The sequence below is a fragment of the Spirosoma pomorum genome, from assembly GCF_054776615.1.
The window spans coordinates 226,539-243,969 of the sequence record NZ_BAAHBP010000037.1 but is presented as its reverse complement, the minus strand read 5'-3'; the positions used below and the strand labels follow the sequence as shown (position 1 = coordinate 243,969).

Annotated in this window: 15 protein-coding genes; 6 read left to right on the top strand and 9 right to left on the bottom strand. The window is 48.0% G+C overall.

Annotated features, from left to right (window positions below; genetic code table 11):
• Positions 1 to 86 precede the first annotated feature (86 nt).
• The 5 genes from porK to sucD form a co-directional block, all read right to left on the bottom strand.
• On the bottom strand, positions 87 to 1,220 hold the full coding sequence (gene porK, locus ACYVAD_RS22145; RefSeq protein ID WP_461141726.1) for a T9SS ring complex lipoprotein PorK/GldK: 1,134 nt from the start codon (positions 1,218 to 1,220) through the stop codon (positions 87 to 89).
• 256 nt (positions 1,221 to 1,476) lie between these two features.
• Positions 1,477 to 2,451, bottom strand: a complete 975-nt coding sequence (locus tag ACYVAD_RS22140) for a PorP/SprF family type IX secretion system membrane protein (protein ID WP_461141725.1) — start codon at positions 2,449 to 2,451, stop codon at positions 1,477 to 1,479.
• A gap of 196 nt (positions 2,452 to 2,647) precedes the next feature.
• Complete coding sequence (locus ACYVAD_RS22135; RefSeq protein WP_461141724.1) at positions 2,648 to 3,433, bottom strand: uroporphyrinogen-III synthase; 786 nt, start codon at positions 3,431 to 3,433, stop codon at positions 2,648 to 2,650.
• A gap of 114 nt (positions 3,434 to 3,547) precedes the next feature.
• Positions 3,548 to 4,774: a DUF4271 domain-containing protein gene (locus ACYVAD_RS22130; protein ID WP_461141723.1), complete on the bottom strand. Its 1,227-nt coding sequence runs from the start codon at positions 4,772 to 4,774 to the stop codon at positions 3,548 to 3,550.
• 84 nt (positions 4,775 to 4,858) lie between these two features.
• The gene (gene sucD / locus ACYVAD_RS22125; protein WP_461141722.1) at positions 4,859 to 5,737 is read right to left on the bottom strand and encodes a succinate--CoA ligase subunit alpha; all 879 of its coding nucleotides are present in this window, start codon (positions 5,735 to 5,737) and stop codon (positions 4,859 to 4,861) included.
• 162 nt (positions 5,738 to 5,899) lie between these two features.
• On the opposite strand from sucD, the gene ACYVAD_RS22120 reads away from it, so the two are divergent.
• Positions 5,900 to 6,478, top strand: a complete 579-nt coding sequence (locus ACYVAD_RS22120; RefSeq protein WP_461141721.1) for a DUF6962 family protein — start codon at positions 5,900 to 5,902, stop codon at positions 6,476 to 6,478.
• Between the two features lie 73 nt (positions 6,479 to 6,551).
• A complete protein-coding gene (locus ACYVAD_RS22115) occupies positions 6,552 to 7,649 on the top strand; it encodes a DNA topoisomerase IB (RefSeq protein WP_461141960.1) in 1,098 nt (365 codons plus the stop codon).
• A 4-nt stretch (positions 7,650 to 7,653) separates the two neighbouring features.
• On the opposite strand, the gene ACYVAD_RS22110 is transcribed toward ACYVAD_RS22115, so the two are convergent.
• A complete protein-coding gene (locus ACYVAD_RS22110) occupies positions 7,654 to 8,349 on the bottom strand; it encodes a DUF421 domain-containing protein (protein WP_461141720.1) in 696 nt (231 codons plus the stop codon).
• Between the two features lie 28 nt (positions 8,350 to 8,377).
• Positions 8,378 to 9,769 (bottom strand): TolC family protein, encoded by a 1,392-nt coding sequence (locus ACYVAD_RS22105; RefSeq protein WP_461141719.1) that lies wholly within the window; start codon positions 9,767 to 9,769, stop codon positions 8,378 to 8,380.
• A 106-nt stretch (positions 9,770 to 9,875) separates the two neighbouring features.
• Here ACYVAD_RS22105 and ACYVAD_RS22100 point away from each other — a divergent pair, with 106 nt between their 5' ends.
• Positions 9,876 to 11,507 (top strand): amidohydrolase, encoded by a 1,632-nt coding sequence (locus ACYVAD_RS22100; RefSeq protein WP_461141718.1) that lies wholly within the window; start codon positions 9,876 to 9,878, stop codon positions 11,505 to 11,507.
• Here ACYVAD_RS22100 and ACYVAD_RS22095 read toward each other — a convergent pair whose 3' ends face one another.
• The gene (locus ACYVAD_RS22095) at positions 11,508 to 11,966 is read right to left on the bottom strand and encodes a 3-oxoacyl-ACP synthase (protein ID WP_461141717.1); all 459 of its coding nucleotides are present in this window, start codon (positions 11,964 to 11,966) and stop codon (positions 11,508 to 11,510) included. It lies immediately after the preceding gene.
• A gap of 1 nt (position 11,967) precedes the next feature.
• Complete coding sequence (locus tag ACYVAD_RS22090; RefSeq protein ID WP_461141716.1) at positions 11,968 to 13,695, bottom strand: GMC oxidoreductase; 1,728 nt, start codon at positions 13,693 to 13,695, stop codon at positions 11,968 to 11,970.
• A 286-nt stretch (positions 13,696 to 13,981) separates the two neighbouring features.
• Here ACYVAD_RS22090 and ACYVAD_RS22085 point away from each other — a divergent pair, with 286 nt between their 5' ends.
• From ACYVAD_RS22085 to ACYVAD_RS22075, 3 genes are read left to right on the top strand one after another with little or no spacing between them, the layout of a single operon-like run.
• A complete protein-coding gene (locus tag ACYVAD_RS22085; protein WP_461141715.1) occupies positions 13,982 to 15,025 on the top strand; it encodes a hypothetical protein in 1,044 nt (347 codons plus the stop codon).
• Positions 15,015 to 17,231 (top strand): ATP-binding protein, encoded by a 2,217-nt coding sequence (locus ACYVAD_RS22080; RefSeq protein ID WP_461141714.1) that lies wholly within the window; start codon positions 15,015 to 15,017, stop codon positions 17,229 to 17,231. Before ACYVAD_RS22085 ends, ACYVAD_RS22080 begins: the two co-directional genes overlap by 11 nt.
• Positions 17,218 to 17,370, top strand: a complete 153-nt coding sequence (locus tag ACYVAD_RS22075; RefSeq protein ID WP_461141713.1) for an SDR family oxidoreductase — start codon at positions 17,218 to 17,220, stop codon at positions 17,368 to 17,370. Before ACYVAD_RS22080 ends, ACYVAD_RS22075 begins: the two co-directional genes overlap by 14 nt.
• The last annotated feature ends 61 nt before the right edge of the window (positions 17,371 to 17,431 follow it).

Genomic DNA, 17,431 nt, shown 5'->3' with positions numbered 1-17,431 from the left:
AGGGAACTGAAAAGGGTTAACAAAAAATACTGGACGCCAGACATATGCGAAGGCTGACCAACGTCCAGTATAGCAACGTAAATAAATTAAACTTTTTTCTCTTTAGCGGCTTTCTTGCTGCCTTTGGCTTTGCTGCTAGCCGAACGACCTCCGCGGCCCGAAGCGGCACGACCCTCTAGGTTGTCCATTACACAACGGAATCCGATATACGAACGCTTTTGATTTTCGTCTTCGTAGTAACGCGTACCTGTTTCGAGGTAATAAGCAATATCTTTCCAGGAACCTCCACGAACAACTTTACGTGGTTCATCAGCATTTTGGTTGTCAGGGTTCATGTCCCAGACAATAGCATTGGCGTTGTCTGAATATGCATCACGGCACCATTCCGCTACGTTACCAGCCATGTTGTAAAGACCGTAATCGTTCGGGCTGTAAGCGTTACCCGGTGCTGTGTACGGATAGCCATCGGCATCGAAGTTACCACGCTGTGGTTTAAAGTTAGCCAGGTAGCAACCTTTTCCGTTGGCTACGTATGGGTTACCCCAAGGGTATTTTGCGCCATTTTTACCACCACGGGCAGCCCATTCCCATTCAGCTTCTGACGGTAGTCGGAAACCGAAGGAGCGGTAACCACCCTCCTGCGTCCGATAGTCATTTAACGAATTGGTACGCCACTGACAGAAATGCTTAGCAGCAATCCAGCTCACGCCGACTACTGGATACGTATCAAAAGCTGGGTGTCCATAATAGTGCTCCAGCATAGGATCGCCATTGTGATAAGTGAAGTCATTTTTCCAGACGGTTGTGTCAGGATAATACTTCGCCATAATTTCTTCTTCACCAAGCGTCGAAACCGAATCCGCTAGCAGGGCATTGACATACTGCCGGTATTCATGGTTTGATATCTCCGTATCGTCCATGTAGAACGAACTGATCGTCACCTGCCGGTTCATGTTGATCTGAGTGGCAGCGATGTCTTCGTCAGCTTGGCCCATGATGAACGAGCCCGAAGGGACCAGAACCATACCATAGGGAGTTGGCTGTTTCCATCCTTTACGACCCGTAGCCGTAATTTCCCCATTTGTCATGCCTACTTCACCGCCTTTACCGCCACCGCCAAATTTTGACTTCACAAATCCGCACCCCTGCATAAGCAGAACCACTGCCGCGACCATCACTCCACGGGTTGCATTGATTGTAAACCAGTTATACTTCATCATTATAGGCTATTTTACCTTCTTCTTGTGCGAAACCAGACTAAAAACGAAAATCTGTTTGGTTATTGTATGTTCCCGCTACTACAAACAAAATTTCTATTGTATTGTGGCTTTTACTTAGTTTTTGGCGCCACTAGTTGCTCCTTTTTCTGCGTTATCTGGCCAAAAATAAGGCTCTGTCAGCACACTGCCTAACAAGAATATTGCCAAAACAGGGCCTTGAACCACATTTAGATCGAAATCCAGCGCTGCTACGCGATTAATACCGGAAACGTGGCGTGCGTACAATTGGCTTTTTACGAGAGTCAAGGGCCGGGAAGGCGTATGCCAGTAGTATCTCATACGACGTTGCGCTCTTAATCTTTGTCCCCCCCACCACAAAGTCAAACGCCCCGCCGAGACGGAGTGAATTGTCACGTAATAAATTGATACCTGCTGTCGCCGTCAGCGCATCCTGCCAGCGATATCCGACGCCCGCCCAGATTCTGTTTTGGTACGTTCCGGTCAGATTGACCGATACGTTTGAATTGGTTACGCCCCCTATTGTACTATATTGTATCAATACGGACGGCTGTACGTCTATGTCATAACCGACTCCCAGCCGGTAGCCAGCCGTCAGAAACGCATTCCGGGTAAGCGGGTTGACAGACCGATCAGTGCCTAGTACGTAACTTGCCTGATTAATGTGTTTCATACTGACGCCAATCCAGTAATCAGTTGTATTGTAGTAAACGCCCGCCCCAAAATCAGGACGCGCCTGACTGATTTGTCCCGTAGGAATAAGCGGATCAGACGGCTCGCCAGGTCTCAGTTGGCCGTAATCATATCCTTTACTATAGAAACCAGCCTGAACACCCAACGCCAGCGTACCGCTCTTGAGCGCCATCCGATACGCGTAGGAAGCCTGAACAGTCTGGTTTGTGATAGGGCCAATCCGATCATTGAATGCGTACAAACCAATTCCACTTTTGATGCCAGCCAAAGGCATATTGAAGGACACCAGTTGCGTGCTCTGCGCTCCGCCATCGCTGGTTACTGTCGGTGTGTAACCCGCATACTGCGTCCGCTGCACAAGCTGCAACCGCGATACTCCCTCCGACCCGGCAGCGGCTGGATTATAGTACACTGGATTGTACATGTACATGCTCAACTGAGGATCTTCTACCTGCGCCAAGGCAGTTCGAACGCCAGTTACCAGTACCATTAAAGCAAATACGTAAAATGTGCGAATCATATTAGACTAAGCAATGATAACAGGCATCGCCCACAGAAAATAGGTATTCCTAAACGGATCAGCTTTTCCTGTAATGGTTGCAGTTTACAACTAAACGCGCACAGCGGCAAAAATATTGGCCTAAAACAAAGGCTGAATGCCAGAATTGAGTGTAAATCTCTTTCCTGGCATTCAGCCTTTCAGGGTGCTCAATCAACTACTGATTGTTAGCCTTTTTGATGTATAAATCCAACGCACCGGTCATAGACGGAGCGTTGGGTAATGGCGCTTCAATGTCCAGCATCAGACCAGCTTCAACGATGGCTTTAGCCGTTGTTGGGCCAAAAGCCGCCATACGTGTACCGTTCTGTTTGTATTCCGGAAAATTGTGAAACAGCGACGTAACGCCCGATGGACTAAAGAATGCAATAATATCGTACGATTGTATATCCAGATCCGACAGATCAGTGGGCAGGGTTTCGTACATAACTGCTTCCGTCAGGTGCAGGCTACTCGTATCCATAAACTCCGGAATATCGTTGCTCCGGATGTTGGAACAGGGAAACAAAAACTTCTCGGTCTTGTGCTTCTTAATCAGATCGAATAGCTCCGTCGCCGTCTTGTTACCGTTGAAAATTTTACGTTTCCGGATAACGATGTATTTCTGTAGATAATTGGCCGTTTGTTCGGAGATACAGAAGTACTTCATATCCGTCGGCACTTCGATCCGGCCTTCCTGGCAAATCCGGAAGAAATGATCAATGGCGTTCCGACTGGTGAAGATAATAGCCGTGTGGGCTAGAATATTGATTTTCTGCTTACGGAAATCTTTGAAGGAAACACCCTGTATCTCAATAAACGGTCGGAAGTCAATGTGTAGATTGTACTTGCTAACTAAATCGAAGTAAGGGGATTTTTCGTCGACAGGTCGGGATTGAGTCACTAATAGCCGGCTTACTTTCGTTTGCCGGTCCTCGATCGATTGCATGTGGGTCTCGTTCATTGAATCTCTACTCATTTCAAGAACTAATCTTGATCGGTAGTCACAGAATCCAACAGCAAAGTAATTCCTGACAGGAAACTGCTCAAGGGTTCAGGGGCTTACCAAATCGACTCATCACAGCACATAGCGTAGGCCGATGATAAGCGGGATCAATTCTACGATGCAAAGGTACGAAAATAAATAAAGATTCTTGATAGGTTCCATTACCCGGATAACCAAATACAGGAGGGTTAATCGAAGCAGATAGAAGCCAATCAAAGGCAACAGCAATACGTTTTGAGACCACGTTGTCGCCGGCGTGTTATAAGCAATGACGGCCAGCAGTAAGGTCAGAAACGTAAAGAAAATCAGTGAGGACTGTAGGACTTTAAAGAAGTGAGTAGCAACCGTCTCGTGGAGTTTGTAAAGCCCGCCAACAACTTCCAGCGCTACGTATTTCCCCATCATAACCAGAAAGGCTCCCAGCCCCAGCCCTATAAACTCGCTGCTTAACCACCAGAACCTTGGTTGGCCAGGCAGCACGAGTTGCGATGATAGAATATCAACGCCCTGGTGCTGCACAAACAACGCCAGATAAGCGATAACAAACCCAAAGTTCAGGGTGAACAGAATATTCGTACCACTCAGAGGGCGGTTAATCAGGAACGATTCTTCCTGCGCCCGTAATGATAGTAAATCACGTATACTGTAGAACCGCTGGAAAGCTCGTCGATAAAAGGCATACAGAAAAGCGTGCGTAGCTAACAGAAATAATAACCCCGCGCTCAAAAAGCTATCGTACGTGGTAGACGGACGAGGCCGGACACTCAGGTTATCATCACGCAGAACGACTGTTTTCTGAGTAGCTGATTTGGGATAGGCAATAAAGAGTTGTTTATCCTTTATACCCGCAGCTCCGTAGAGCGTCAGAAAAATTTCGGGGCGCACGCCCAGTCCATTACGTCGGTTGGCGGATCGGTATAGCTGGTAAAGACTGTCGATGCTCAGCACCTGCCACTGACCAGCCACCAGTTTACGCTTCAGCGCAGCATTGATGAACAGGTACCCGTCCTGCTTGGTCGATATCAGCAGGCTATAGTGTCGGTTACTTTCCAGATCGACGTATGCACTCAGAGCGGTTTCATCGGTGTGTTGCTCAGTAATGTAAGGCACGTACGTCTGTGCTCCTTCGTCATACACCAGGAAATCTTCCTGAAAATTATGAACGGGGTAATAGCGTCCTTCGGGACCAACGCCGTTTGTCTTACGCTCCTGCTGAGCGGAAGCGGAAAAAACAAAAAGAAAGAGCGAAAGAATGAAAGAGCGAAAGAGTGGTACTGATAAGCGAACAACCAGTTGCAATAGCGTTGACTTTGTGTCATTTACTATACGTACTCCGGCTCTTCGTCTCAGCAACGCTCTTTCACTCATTCGCTCTTTCACTCTTTAATTTTTCCCCAGCGCTTTGAGCATGGTATCACCGATCAGCGCAGGCGATTCAACAACGTGAATTCCGCACTCCCGCATGATCTCCATTTTAGCCGCAGCGGTATCATCAGCTCCGCCTACGATAGCACCCGCGTGCCCCATCCGACGGCCTTTTGGCGCGGTCTGACCAGCGATAAAGCCAACAACAGGTTTACGGTTACCATCAGCTTTGATCCAGCGAGCTGCTTCAGCTTCCATGCCGCCACCAATTTCGCCAATCATCACGATGGCTTCGGTATCGGGGTCGTTCATCAGCAACTCAACTGCCTGTTTGGTCGTGGTACCAATAATTGGATCCCCACCAATACCAATAGCGGTACTCTGACCCAGACCAGCCTTAGTCAACTGATCTACAGCCTCATAAGTCAAGGTTCCGGATTTAGAAACAATACCGATGGTGCCTTTTTTGAAGATGAAACCAGGCATGATACCTACTTTACATTCTTCAGCCGTCATTACACCGGGGCAGTTCGGTCCAATCAGGCGAACCTCTTTGTCGGCAATGTAATTTTTGACGGCAACCATATCCTCCGTAGGAATACCTTCGGTGATACAGATAATCACCCCAATGCCTGCATCAGCAGATTCCATAATGGCGTCGGCAGCAAAAGCCGGTGGCACGAAAATGATGGATACGTTAGCTCCCGCCTTGTCAACGGCTTCCTGAACAGTGTTGAACACTGGCCGGTCGAGGTGCGTCTGGCCACCTTTGCCGGGCGTTACTCCGCCGACAACGTTGGTGCCGTATTCGATCATTTGCTGGGCGTGGAAACTGCCCTCCGAGCCGGTAAAGCCCTGGACGATAACTTTGGAGTCTTTGTTAACTAAAACAGACATGTCAGTTTGTAAATCGTTGGCAATTTGATAATTATACGAGCAGTCAGCGGAATGGATTCAGGCTGTTTTGTGGCGAAACAAAAACGGCAATTTTCGACCATTCTGTTGACTAATACCCTTAATAAGTTGGGCAAAAGTAGCCGAATCTTCGTAAATTACGTGATGATTTTTTCACACATTCTATCTGGTTCAATTTTAGCCGGGGCCGGAATTGGTGTATTCTGGCATTTTTTCAGCCGGATTTCCTTGTTCAATCAACTTCTCTGGGGATTTTTTCTGCTGACGAACTCGCTGGCGGCTCTTATCGGTGTCATTCACTACACAGGTAATGAATCGCTGGAGCCTCTACATCGGTCTATGGTCGTGCTGTCCGACAGCCTTGGTGTTGTCTGCGTCGTAACGGCCGTTCATGCGTTACTGAATCAGCGTACGTTATCCCTCATTACGTTTATTTCGACGATCATCTTTGGTGTGTTTCTGTTTATCAGTCTGATGCTGCCCGAGGTTAGAGTCTTTACGCCTGTCGTACCGTCAATGGGTATTCTGGTGCTGATGCTCCTGGCCGTTTTTTCGCTGTTACAACGGAATAAACGGGGTCTTTGGGTCGTGCTGGCTGCCATGATGATGGGGCTGGCAACGAAGGCGCAAGCTTTTGACGGGCTGATGCATCCAACAGATTTTTACCATTACGCCAATGCACTCTCACTGTGGTTTTTCGGGAAAGCGGCCCAGCGTCGGTAATGCATTCTTCTCCGATTGATTATAACCTATCAGCTGTCATTCCGGTTACCCATTCACTCAACGCATAATGAACGTGAACTTACTGGAACTGGCCCATGATCCGATCAAAGCTGCTCGGGCGGCCCGACTTATTTACACGAACGACACAATGCCCGGCATCCGCCGGAAACGCACGGGCGACACGTTCAGCTACTTAGACGCAACCGGCAGTCGCGTCGATGACGAAGCCACGCTGAAACGTATTCACAGCATGGCGCTACCACCCGCCTGGGAAAACGTCTGGATCAGCGCCAAGACTAACGGCCATTTGCAGGCAACGGGCATCGACACGAAAAAACGAAAGCAGTATCGATACCACGCCAATTGGAACAAATTACGCAGCGAGACTAAATTCTTCCGAATGGCGGCTTTCGGGAAGGCGTTACCCAATCTACGCGCCCGGCTACACAAAGACCTCAACGGCCGTGAGTTAACTCAGCAGAAAGTAACCGCCTTGGCGCTCAGCGTAATGGAACAGACGCTGATCCGCGTGGGTAATGCCGCTTACGAGAAAGAGTACGGTTCCTATGGCTTAACGACCCTCAAAAATCGTCACGTCAAAACGCAGGGAAGTACGGTCCGCTTTATTTTCAAGGGTAAAAAAGGTATTTACCACGACATTACGTTGCAGGATCGCCGACTTTCCAGACTGGTCAAAGCGTGCCGCGATATTCCTGGCAAAGAGTTGTTCCAATACTACGACGATAACGGTGATCGACATGCAATCGATTCAAGCATGGTGAACGAGTATTTGCAGGAAACGATGGGAGATGACTTTTCGGCTAAGGATTTTCGAACCTGGGCGGGTACGGTCAACGCGTTACGTTTGCTGATCGAATTAGGCCCCTGTGAGTCGGAAAAGGAACGCAAGAAGAACGTTAATACGGTGCTGGATGAAGTATCTCACCAACTGGGGAATACCAGGACTGTCTGTCGCAAGCATTACGTTCATCCGCAAGTGCTGGAATCCTACGAATGCGAAGATCTGAACGCCTATATCAATCAGCAAAGTCGCTTTCGGCAGACGAGCCCACATGGACTGGACAGCGTGGAGAAGCTCTTACTGAAATTTCTAAACGATCAGGTTAAGCAAGTTGTCAAGAGCCCAGCGGCAAAAAAAGCCGTGTCCTGATACGTCACGATACAGCTTTGGTCCATCCGTTTTGCCGGCAGTTGTCGCAAAGTGGCCCGGGAACGGGATGCGTAAACGACTGCACGTTTCCGCAGGTGCAGCAGGCGTATTCCCCCGCTTCGTCAATATCGTTGAAAGAATCCATCAATGCTCTTGGGAGAATGGGAAGTCCCGGTTTGACGTCCTCATCCTTGAATGTGAACAGGCTTAGTTGCCCGTTTGCTTCCAATATAGCGATTCGCACCTGACCAAGCTGTTCGATGCCAGCCACCCGTAAGTCAGAAAACAGTTCTCCCTGACTGATATCCTCGTTGCTGAAATTTCGAATCAGAATCCGCCCCTGCTCTACTACGTAAACCGCTTTCCCTTCGACTTTTTTCCGAATGACTTTGCTGTGATCACTAATACGGGTGGCTAATTTGTAGCATACCATCATGACGATGAACACCACTACGGCCGAGCTAAGTGGCACGTCATCGTAAAACATCGGATCGCCCGCGGCCGAACCCAGTCCGATGACCAGTACCAGTTCGTAGATCGATAGCTGACGCACCTCCCGCTTCCCCGAAACGGTTAACGCCGTCAGCAGGATAAGGAACATGAAGAGCGTACGAAGGGCCACTTCCCCTAGATACAACCAGGGAAACTGATCGATCAGAATACGTTCCCAATCAAAAGGCTTAACGGGGGGGACAGCCATAGCAGCAAGAAAGATTTATCGGTACGATTTATCCGTTACCCAACTCCTGCGTAATGGTGCTGCTGAGCCGAAATAATTCAATTTCAGCCGCTTTAGCGTTAAATTCCGCATCAATCAGGCGGGTTTGCGCGTTGATGGCGTTACGTTGCACATCGCGAAATTCCACGAATGTCGAGTTACCGATCCGGTAACGGTCATACGCAATATCAACGTTCTGCACCGCCAGCTGATTGTTCAGCACTTCCAGGTTGAGAAGCTTCAGACTATTCTGGTAACTCTGGTAGGTTTGCGCCAGGGCCAGTTCTAACTGCAATCGCTGATCATTCTCCTGATCTTTGGCAATGATTGTATTGACCCGTGCGTTCTGAATCTGCCGACGCAGATTATAGCCGTTGAAGATAGGAATAGAGGCCGCTACACTATAGGTCAGTCCCCCCTGACGGCCCGTACGAATACCGAAGCCGCCCTGGTTATCAATGAGCTGGTAGTTGTAACCCGCGTTTGCCGTAACCAGAGGCAGCTGGGCAGCCGTAGCCACGCGCACGTTAGCATCAGCCAGCGACCGATTCAATACAGCCGCGGATAGCAGTGGGTTGTTAGTCACCAGCGATTCCTGTAACGGAGCAATCTGTAAATTAGCCCGTACCAGAATGGTATCTCGGACTGAAAACTCAGTGGACGGATCTCGGATCAGGAACGTATTGAGCTGAATTTTGGCGTTACGAAGCAGTTGTTCCTGCGAGAGTAACGCGGCACTATCGGTATTGTAATCAACTTGGGCGCTCAGAAAATCCACCTTCGACCGGGTTCCCACTTCGTAGTTTGCTCTTGCCAGTTCAAGTCGCTCACGCGATACGTCGAGCGCCTGACTGAATGCAATTAGCCGCTGTAACTGCCGAATCACATCGTAATAGCTCGTTGCTACGTTTGCCACCGTAGCCTCAATGTTAGCGCGCGTATTCACCGAACTGATCTTGACCAACTGTTGCAGCTGTTGGTACAGGGCCGAGCGGGCATACCCGTTGTAAACAACGTAGTTGATGGTTGCGCCCAGGTTTGTTGTCCGGTTAAAAACCCCCCGTGCTTCCTGCGGAGGCCGCAGACCGTCCAGATACGTTTGCCGGAAGTTTTGCAGCGTTCCGTTCGACGTTCCGTTTGCCGTAATCGAAGGCAAATAACCTGCGTTTCCCTTCGTGTAATTATTACGGGCGATCTGCTCCTGCGATTGATTAATTTTTATTTGGTAATTTTTTTCCACGGCCTGCCCGATGGCCAGGGGCAGAGTCAGCAACTCACCCGGCTGGGGAAGCGTTGCAATTGTATAAGCTCGTTGCTGAGCCCGCTGAACGGCATTTGAAGCTTGTTGAGCAAAAGTCGAAAAGGAAGAGAAAGCTAGAATAAGCCAGCAAAAATGTCTCATTAGTTCAGGATTGACCACGAAGGGTTAGCAAAAATACGAGAAACTATGGTTTACCAGTTGTCGGGTTAAGTTTGGCTTTATTCGTATAATCGCCAAATATTCTCCTATGAAGCGGTATTTTCATCTGCTGACCGCCTGTTTGGCCTTGCTGGGCGGTTGCAACCAAAAAGAAAAAGTAGACTTACTCGTCAAGAATGCGCGCGTCTACACGGCCGACTCAAGCTTCTCGACGGCCAATGCGTTCGTCATTAAAGATGGCAAATTCCTGGCCGTTGGTTCAGCCGATGAGCTGGCAAAAACGTACGACGCCGACTCAACCGCCGATCTGAACGGGCAACCTGTCTATCCCGGCTTTTTCGATCCTCATTCTCATTTTCTGGGCCTAGGTCAAATGCTCGATCAGGCTGATCTTGTCGGTACAACATCCTATGACGAGATCATTGACCGGCTTAAGCAGTTTGCCCAGAAACACCCCGACGCACTCTGGGTCATCGGACGTGGCTGGGACCAGAACGACTGGGCCGATAAGCAGTTTCCGACCAAGGAGAAACTGGATGCCGCTTTTCCTAATATTCCCGTTGCGTTAACTCGAATTGATGGTCATGCGCTGATTGTCAACTCTAAAGCATTACGGTTAGCGCAGGTAACCGCCGGATCGAAACTAGCAGGTGGCGAGGTAGTTCTTTCTGGAGGCCAGCCGACTGGTGTTCTGGTCGACAATGCAATGCAATTAGTTAAACGAGTTCTCCCCCGTCCCGATAACGCCGACAAAATCCGAATGCTACTAGCTGCCGAAAAAGCCTGCGTAGCACTGGGACTAACCAGCGTGTCGGATGCGGGTATCAGCCCTGACGAGATTAATCTGATTGACAGTTTACACCGGAGCGGCCAACTAAAAATTCGGGATTACGCCATGGTTAGCCTTGGCGAACCTAACCTGAACTACTTCCTGAAACGAGGCCCTTTTCAGACCGAACGTCTGACGGTACGTTCCTTCAAGCTGTATGCCGATGGAGCGCTGGGATCACGAGGAGCCTGCTTACGTAAGCCTTATAGCGATCGTCCCGAGACGGGAGGCTTTCTTTTGCTCAGCCCCGACGAGCTAAACCGCGTTTCTACACTGCTGTACAACTCCGGTTTTCAGGCGAATACCCACTGCATTGGCGACTCGGCGAATCACCTGATGCTTGACATTTACGGTAAACTATTGAAAACCAAGAATAACCGGCGCTGGCGGATTGAACACGCACAGGTTGTTTCACCGGAGGATTTCCAGAAGTTTGGCCGCTTTTCGATTATCCCTTCTGTTCAACCGACGCACGCGACGTCAGATATGTACTGGGCAGCTGATCGACTCGGGCCTGTTCGCGTAAAAGGAGCCTACGCATTCAACGACTTGATGAAACAGAACGGACTAATTGCGTTCGGTAGCGACTTTCCGGTCGAATACGTCAACCCTTTGTTCGGTTTTCACGCGGCCGTTGCCCGGCAGGATGCGAAGAACTTTCCTAAAGGCGGTTTCCAACCCGAAAACGCGGTAGATCGAAAATCAGCCTTACTGGCCATGACGCGCTGGGCGGCTTACGCCAATTTTGAGGATCACCTGCGAGGGTGCATCGCTCCGGGCAAACAGGCCGACTTCGTCATACTTGACCGGGACATTATGACCGTCCCCAACGAACAGCTCCGGGACACGAAAGTTCAGCAGACCTGGATTGGTGGCGAGCGAGTATTTTGATCACGAAACGTTTTGCACCTGGTAAGTCACTCGGTTAAACGTAGCTGATTCACCAGCCCGTTTTCCGGCTAGTGCCTGTCCGATAGGAGACGCGGACGAGATAGCAAAGTACTCTCGCCCGTCGAGTGTTAGTTTGCCGACGCTGGTGCTAATAAAAAACAGCCCCCGATCGGTTGTGACCAGACTACCAGGCTGCACCGTTTCGTACGCTTTATCTACGTTGATCTTAGCCAAATCCTGGGCTAGTTTGCGCGCTTCGGCTAACAGTTGAGCGTGACGATCTCGCTCAAGCTGGGCCATTGCCCGACCGGTTTCGTACTTATCGCCCGCGCTGCTTTTTTCTTCCATGTTAGCCGACTCCTGCGCGGCTTGCATAGCCTGACGAGCCGTATCGATACGTTGCTGCACGTAAATCCGGCAGCTTTCAAATAAGCTTTCTTTAATTTGTAAATTAGTCACGCTACAAGTTTCCTTTCTTCAATTCGGCGACGGCAAAATTGGCAGCTCGTGCCGTTAGCGCCATAAACGTAATGGATGGGTTTTGGGTGCCAGTCGATGTCATAGCGGCTCCGTCGGTAACAAATACATTCTTAACGGCGTGTAGTTGATTATGGGCATTGAGCAACGACGTTTTTGGATCACGTCCCATCCGAACGCCCCCCACTTCGTGAATATCCAGCCCTGGATTCCGGTGATCATCGTACGGATTGATGTTTTTACAACCCGCTTTGTCCAGCATATCAGCCCCTTGCTCCAGGAAGTCGTTCATTATTCTCAGATCGTTGTCGGTGTACCCGACAGACGTAACGAGTTGGGGGATTCCCCAGGGATCTTTCTGGTCAGTACTGAGCCGGACGTGATTTTCGTAACGCGGAACGGTTTCTGCCTGCATCATCATAAAAACGCTCCAGTTACCGGGATCACTCAGCTTGTCTTTGAAATCAGCGCCAAAACCTTCCTGACCTGCCCCCCGTTGCCACCCCGACCGGCTCGCGCTGAAAGCTACCATATAGCCGCGCTGAAACCGGGCCGCCGGGCCGCTCGTTTCCTGCTTATTTACATTCCGAAAATTAGGCATGAACGCCGTCGTCGGGCGACGACCGTAATAGTAGCCATCGGCAAAGCCTTCGTACGACGCTGTAATGTTTCCCCGGTAATTATGAAACGCAACGTAACGCCCGAGGAGTCCGCTATCGTTCCCTAATCCATTCGAAAAACGACGCGATGTTGAGTTCAGCAAAATCAGATTTGTATTCAGGCAGGCCGCATTGACGAAAATGATCCGGGCAAAGTAGTCGGTCATTTGCTTTGTATGCGTGTCGATAACCCGAACGCCCGTTGCCTTGCCTTTTAGGTCGTCGTAAATAATCGAGTGAACCACTGAATCTGGACGTAACGTCAGTTTACCCGTTTTGGCAGCCCACGGAATGGTGGACGAATTACTACTAAAATAGCCGCCGTACGGACAGCCTCGGTAACACAGGTGCCGCGCCTGACACTGCGCTCGGCCCTGTTCGTAATGAATCGGCTGGGGGTCGGTCAGATGCGCGCAACGACCAATAATGACATGACGATCCTTATAGGATTCTGCCACGCGTTTCTGAATGTGCTTTTCGACGCAGTTTAGCTCCCAGGGTTTTAGAAACTCCCCATCGGGTAGTGTTTCCAGTCCGTCTTTGTTACCGCTGATACCAACAAATTTCTCGACGTGACTGTACCAGGGCGCAATATCCTCGTAACGAATTGGCCAGTCGATGGCTGCGCCGTCACGGGCATTAGCCTCAAAATCAAACCGGCTCCAGCGCTGGGTTTGTCTTGCCCAGAGCAGCGACTTCCCCCCTACCTGATACCCGCGAATCCAGTCGAACGGTTTTTCCTGTACGTACGGATGCTGGGCGTCTTTCACGAAAAACTGCTGCGTCGCTTCGTCCAGGGCGTAACATTTTGTCGCGACGGGATTCTCCTTCCGAAACGTATCAGGCAATTTGTTCCGGTGTTGAAACTCCCACGGGTTTAGCGTAGCGGTTGGGTAGTCGACGACATGTTTCACATCCCGGCCCCGCTCCAGCACCAGCGTCCGTAAGCCTTTTTCGCAAAGCTCCTTTGCCGCCCACCCACCGCTGATTCCCGAGCCGATCACGATGGCATCGTAGTTGTTCTGTTTGATCGCGTCGCCGTTGATGTTCATACCCAATTTATTTGTACAAGGTAACAAAGGCGAATCTAACTACATTCTCACTTGTAATACACTCACTATTTGGCAATAGAATTTTTGTCAAAAATAATGACAATAAAAACATTGTCATTATTTTTGACAAAAATTCTATTGCCATATGAGAAACATCATCGGACAAGCCGTCTCAGGAAGCGATTTTTTTGAACGTCCCCAAATAGTACGCAAAATACGTCGCTCGATACGGGCTGGCAACTGGATATACCTGTCTGCCCCTCGACGGGTCGGCAAGACATCGATTATGAATCATCTCCAGGAGAATCCGGAGGATAACCAGCAATTCGTCTACGCCATTACTCAATCAATTGACTCAGTCGATGGCTTTTATAAGGAGCTAGCTAAGCAGGTGATTGACAGTCCATCTTTCCGTACCATGTCGAAAGTATCGGACACGCTAAAAAAAGTGGCCAGTGGATTGCTCCAACGTATCAATTTGAAGGTCTCTGTCCCTTTCCTGGAAGTTTCATTGGACAAGGGCGAGCCCATCAACTTTCAGACTGATTTTGAAAAGCTGCTGGAAGAGATCGATCTCAACGGTGACAGACTGATCATCATGGTCGATGAATTCACAGAGACGGTCGATAACATCCTACATAAACACGGCAACCAAGAAGCCAGACGCTTTCTACAATTGTTTCGGGAATTAACCCACAATCGAAAGCTGACTGGCAAAGTGCAGTTCTTGCTGACCGGTTCAATTGGCCTGCAACCACTGGTAAAGAAGCTCGACGCCAGCGATCTTGTCAATCAATTACAGTACATAGACATTCCAGCCCTGACTATTGATGAAGCGTGTCAACTCTTCCGGCAACTCATTGAACAAGAAGGAATCGACATTGATGACGAAACAATTCTTTTTATCATCCAGAAAATTGATTGGCTAATGCCCTTTCACGTTCAGTTACTCGTGCAGGAAGTCATTGATGTTTTCGAAAGTTCGGGCAATCCAATTAATCAAGATAAGGCCAACAAAGCCTATGAACAGGTCTTTCACCAGCGTAATAAAATATACTTTGAGCAATACTACGAACGCCTGAAAAAGCGACTTGAACCCGGAACAGAATATCAATTTGTGCATGACGTATTGAATCGGGCTACAGCTGACGAACCGTTAGAGAAAGCTGTCGTGCATGATCTGGCTGTCAAGCACGATATCGCCGATAGGTACAAAGCCATCGTCGAGTCATTGGAATACGATGGTTACTTACACCAAACAGCCGACAATACAGCCTACCGCTTCAACTCATCCATACTAAAAACCTGGTGGAAAAAATATGTCTGCTAATAATCAACCCCTCATAGCTACTATTTACAATCCACAGAATCAGAGCAAGGAAGCACTGATTGCCGGATTTATTGCACGCAAGCAAAAGTTTGAGCGGATTTTCCGCGACATACGTGACGCACCTATGATCAAGCCTGAACAACATTATCTGATTCAGGGTATTCGGGGTATGGGTAAAACGACGTTGCTACTACGTATAGCCTACGAAATCGATAATACACCCGAATTGCGTCAACGACTTGTTCCCATCTTATTTAATGAGGAGGAATATGGTATCGGCACACTTTCCGATATATGGGAACGAACAGCGCAATATCTTGGAGAAACAGACGCAACATTCGCTGATCTATATGAAGCTATAACGAAGCAATACGGAGAAGACGATTACGAACAGATAGCTTTCCAGACGCTCATCAATAGTCTCCAACAACAGGGCAAAAAACTATTATTATTGATTGACAATATCGGCGATGTACTGAAAAAGCTGGATAACCAAGAGGGTAAACGTTTACGAGAAATTCTACTCACAACGCCCGAATTACGGCTCATTGGTGCCACATCGGTTGTCATTGAGCAAGTGCATGATTATGCGAAACCATTTTACGAATTTTTTAAAGTCATTCATCTAAACGGCCTTTCACGAGAAGAAGCTACTGAACTTTTTTTAAACCTGGGAGAAACCTACCATACCGACGCCGTCAAAGAACTGATTGAGCGGCAACCGGGTCGAATCGAAGCTATCCGTCGACTAACAGGCGGAGTAATTCGCACGATGGTACTCCTGTTTGAGATTTTGGTCGAGAATGATTCGGGCTCCGTTTTTCGTGACCTCAACGTGCTGCTTGACCGCGTTACCCCCCTCTATAAACACCGACTTGATGACCTACCGGCTCAACAGCAGAAAATTGTAGCTGCACTTGCCCAAGCCTGGGATGCTGCTAGCGCCAAAGAGCTTGCCCAGGTGGTACGTCTGGAAAGCAAAGTAGTCTCAGCCCAATTGAAACAGCTGATTAACAACGGTGTCGTTGAAAAAGTAGAAACAAACACTAAAAATCACCTTTACCGGCTTGAGGAACGCTTTTTCAACATCTGGTATTTGATGCGTTTCGGCCGCCGTACCGACCAGCGAGTTTTTTGGTTGATCCGCTTCTTTGAAACGATGTTTGATGGTGATCCTGAGTGGATGCAAGAACGGATTGATGGACACTTGAAAGCAATGGAGATAGGCAAACTAGATCCAGAAGCAGCGTTGTATCTAACGACTGCGTTTAGTAAGTTAATTAAAAATGAAGAGCTAGAAGATTTATTAATTACAAATACAAGAATCTATTTAATTAAGCTAGAAAAAAAATCATTAGCACAAAATATACCTTATTCAAGGTATGAAGAAGTTAACAAGCTTATACAAACAGAAAAATATAAAGAAGCCATTGATAGTATAAATAGTTGCAACAAGATCAATCAATTAATGTATTTAGATATATCATCTTGTTACTTTATGCTTGATCTATATGATAATGCTGATGCTTCTTTGATTGAGTATCTATATTTTAACAAAGAAACACAGAGTCAACTTTTGAACAAAATACCACTATTATTCGTAGACAAATCAGAGGACAGAGTTTTGGTTAGTTATGGACCAGCTCACCTTTATTATATTAGTTCTGATCAGCCACATACAATCAAAATTGCTACGAAAGTAAATGAAATAACAGCTAGTGAAATATCGTTTTACTACTTCCTTAACAAGAAAAATGACAGAAAAGTATTATCTCTAAAACTTTTAGAAAGACCTTCTGAAATTGATTTAATACTTTCCGAGAAGACCCCTAATTTAATATTAATAAAAAAAATAATAGAACTATGGAATAATACATATGAGAGCATCGAAGAATACGATTTCAATTTATTTATTCCTGGCCCCCTTGTTCTGCCTCAAGGTAATGAAGCAGAAAAGCGAGTAGAAACGCTAGGAAGTACATTTTTCAAACTACTTCTCGCCAAAAAACAGTACCACATCGCCTACAACTACTTCCAGCAGGAGGAATGGCAGTTGAAAGATCGATTTAAGCCGCTTTATTACGCTACATTATACTTCCTGAAAGATGAATACCCGACGGAGTATTTACGTATGGGACCGGAGCTTAAGGAAACAGTCAATGATGTCCTAGCCGAGGTAGCGCAAATGGCTATTGACTACGCATAATATCCCTGCCTCAAAAGCCCACCAATCATTACAACCCGCCGAACTAGCCCCAGCCTACGTATTTCTAGCATCGGAAGATGCTTCATACTTCACGGGACAGGTTATTCACGTAAACGGGGGTGAAGTAGTTAATTCGTAGACTTACTACTAGACTTGTTAGTATATTTATTGCCGTTCCAGACCGATAAGCTGGGGCGGCT

Bases quoted from the DNA above. Each gene is read 5' to 3' on its own strand.
- sucD (WP_461141722.1), bottom strand. From the start codon at position 5,737: ATGTCTGTTTTAGTTAACAAAGACTCCAAAGTTATCGTCCAGGGCTTT.
- ACYVAD_RS22120 (WP_461141721.1), top strand. From the start codon at position 5,900: ATGATTTTTTCACACATTCTATCTGGTTCAATTTTAGCCGGGGCCGGA.
- ACYVAD_RS22085 (WP_461141715.1), top strand. From the start codon at position 13,982: ATGAATCATCTCCAGGAGAATCCGGAGGATAACCAGCAATTCGTCTAC.
- ACYVAD_RS22140 (WP_461141725.1), bottom strand. From the start codon at position 2,451: ATGATTCGCACATTTTACGTATTTGCTTTAATGGTACTGGTAACTGGC.
- ACYVAD_RS22135 (WP_461141724.1), bottom strand. From the start codon at position 3,433: ATGAACGAGACCCACATGCAATCGATCGAGGACCGGCAAACGAAAGTA.
- ACYVAD_RS22080 (WP_461141714.1), top strand. From the start codon at position 15,015: ATGTCTGCTAATAATCAACCCCTCATAGCTACTATTTACAATCCACAG.
- ACYVAD_RS22100 (WP_461141718.1), top strand. From the start codon at position 9,876: ATGAAGCGGTATTTTCATCTGCTGACCGCCTGTTTGGCCTTGCTGGGC.
- ACYVAD_RS22105 (WP_461141719.1), bottom strand. From the start codon at position 9,769: ATGAGACATTTTTGCTGGCTTATTCTAGCTTTCTCTTCCTTTTCGACT.
- ACYVAD_RS22110 (WP_461141720.1), bottom strand. From the start codon at position 8,349: ATGGCTGTCCCCCCCGTTAAGCCTTTTGATTGGGAACGTATTCTGATC.
- porK (WP_461141726.1), bottom strand. From the start codon at position 1,220: ATGATGAAGTATAACTGGTTTACAATCAATGCAACCCGTGGAGTGATG.
- ACYVAD_RS22090 (WP_461141716.1), bottom strand. From the start codon at position 13,695: ATGAACATCAACGGCGACGCGATCAAACAGAACAACTACGATGCCATC.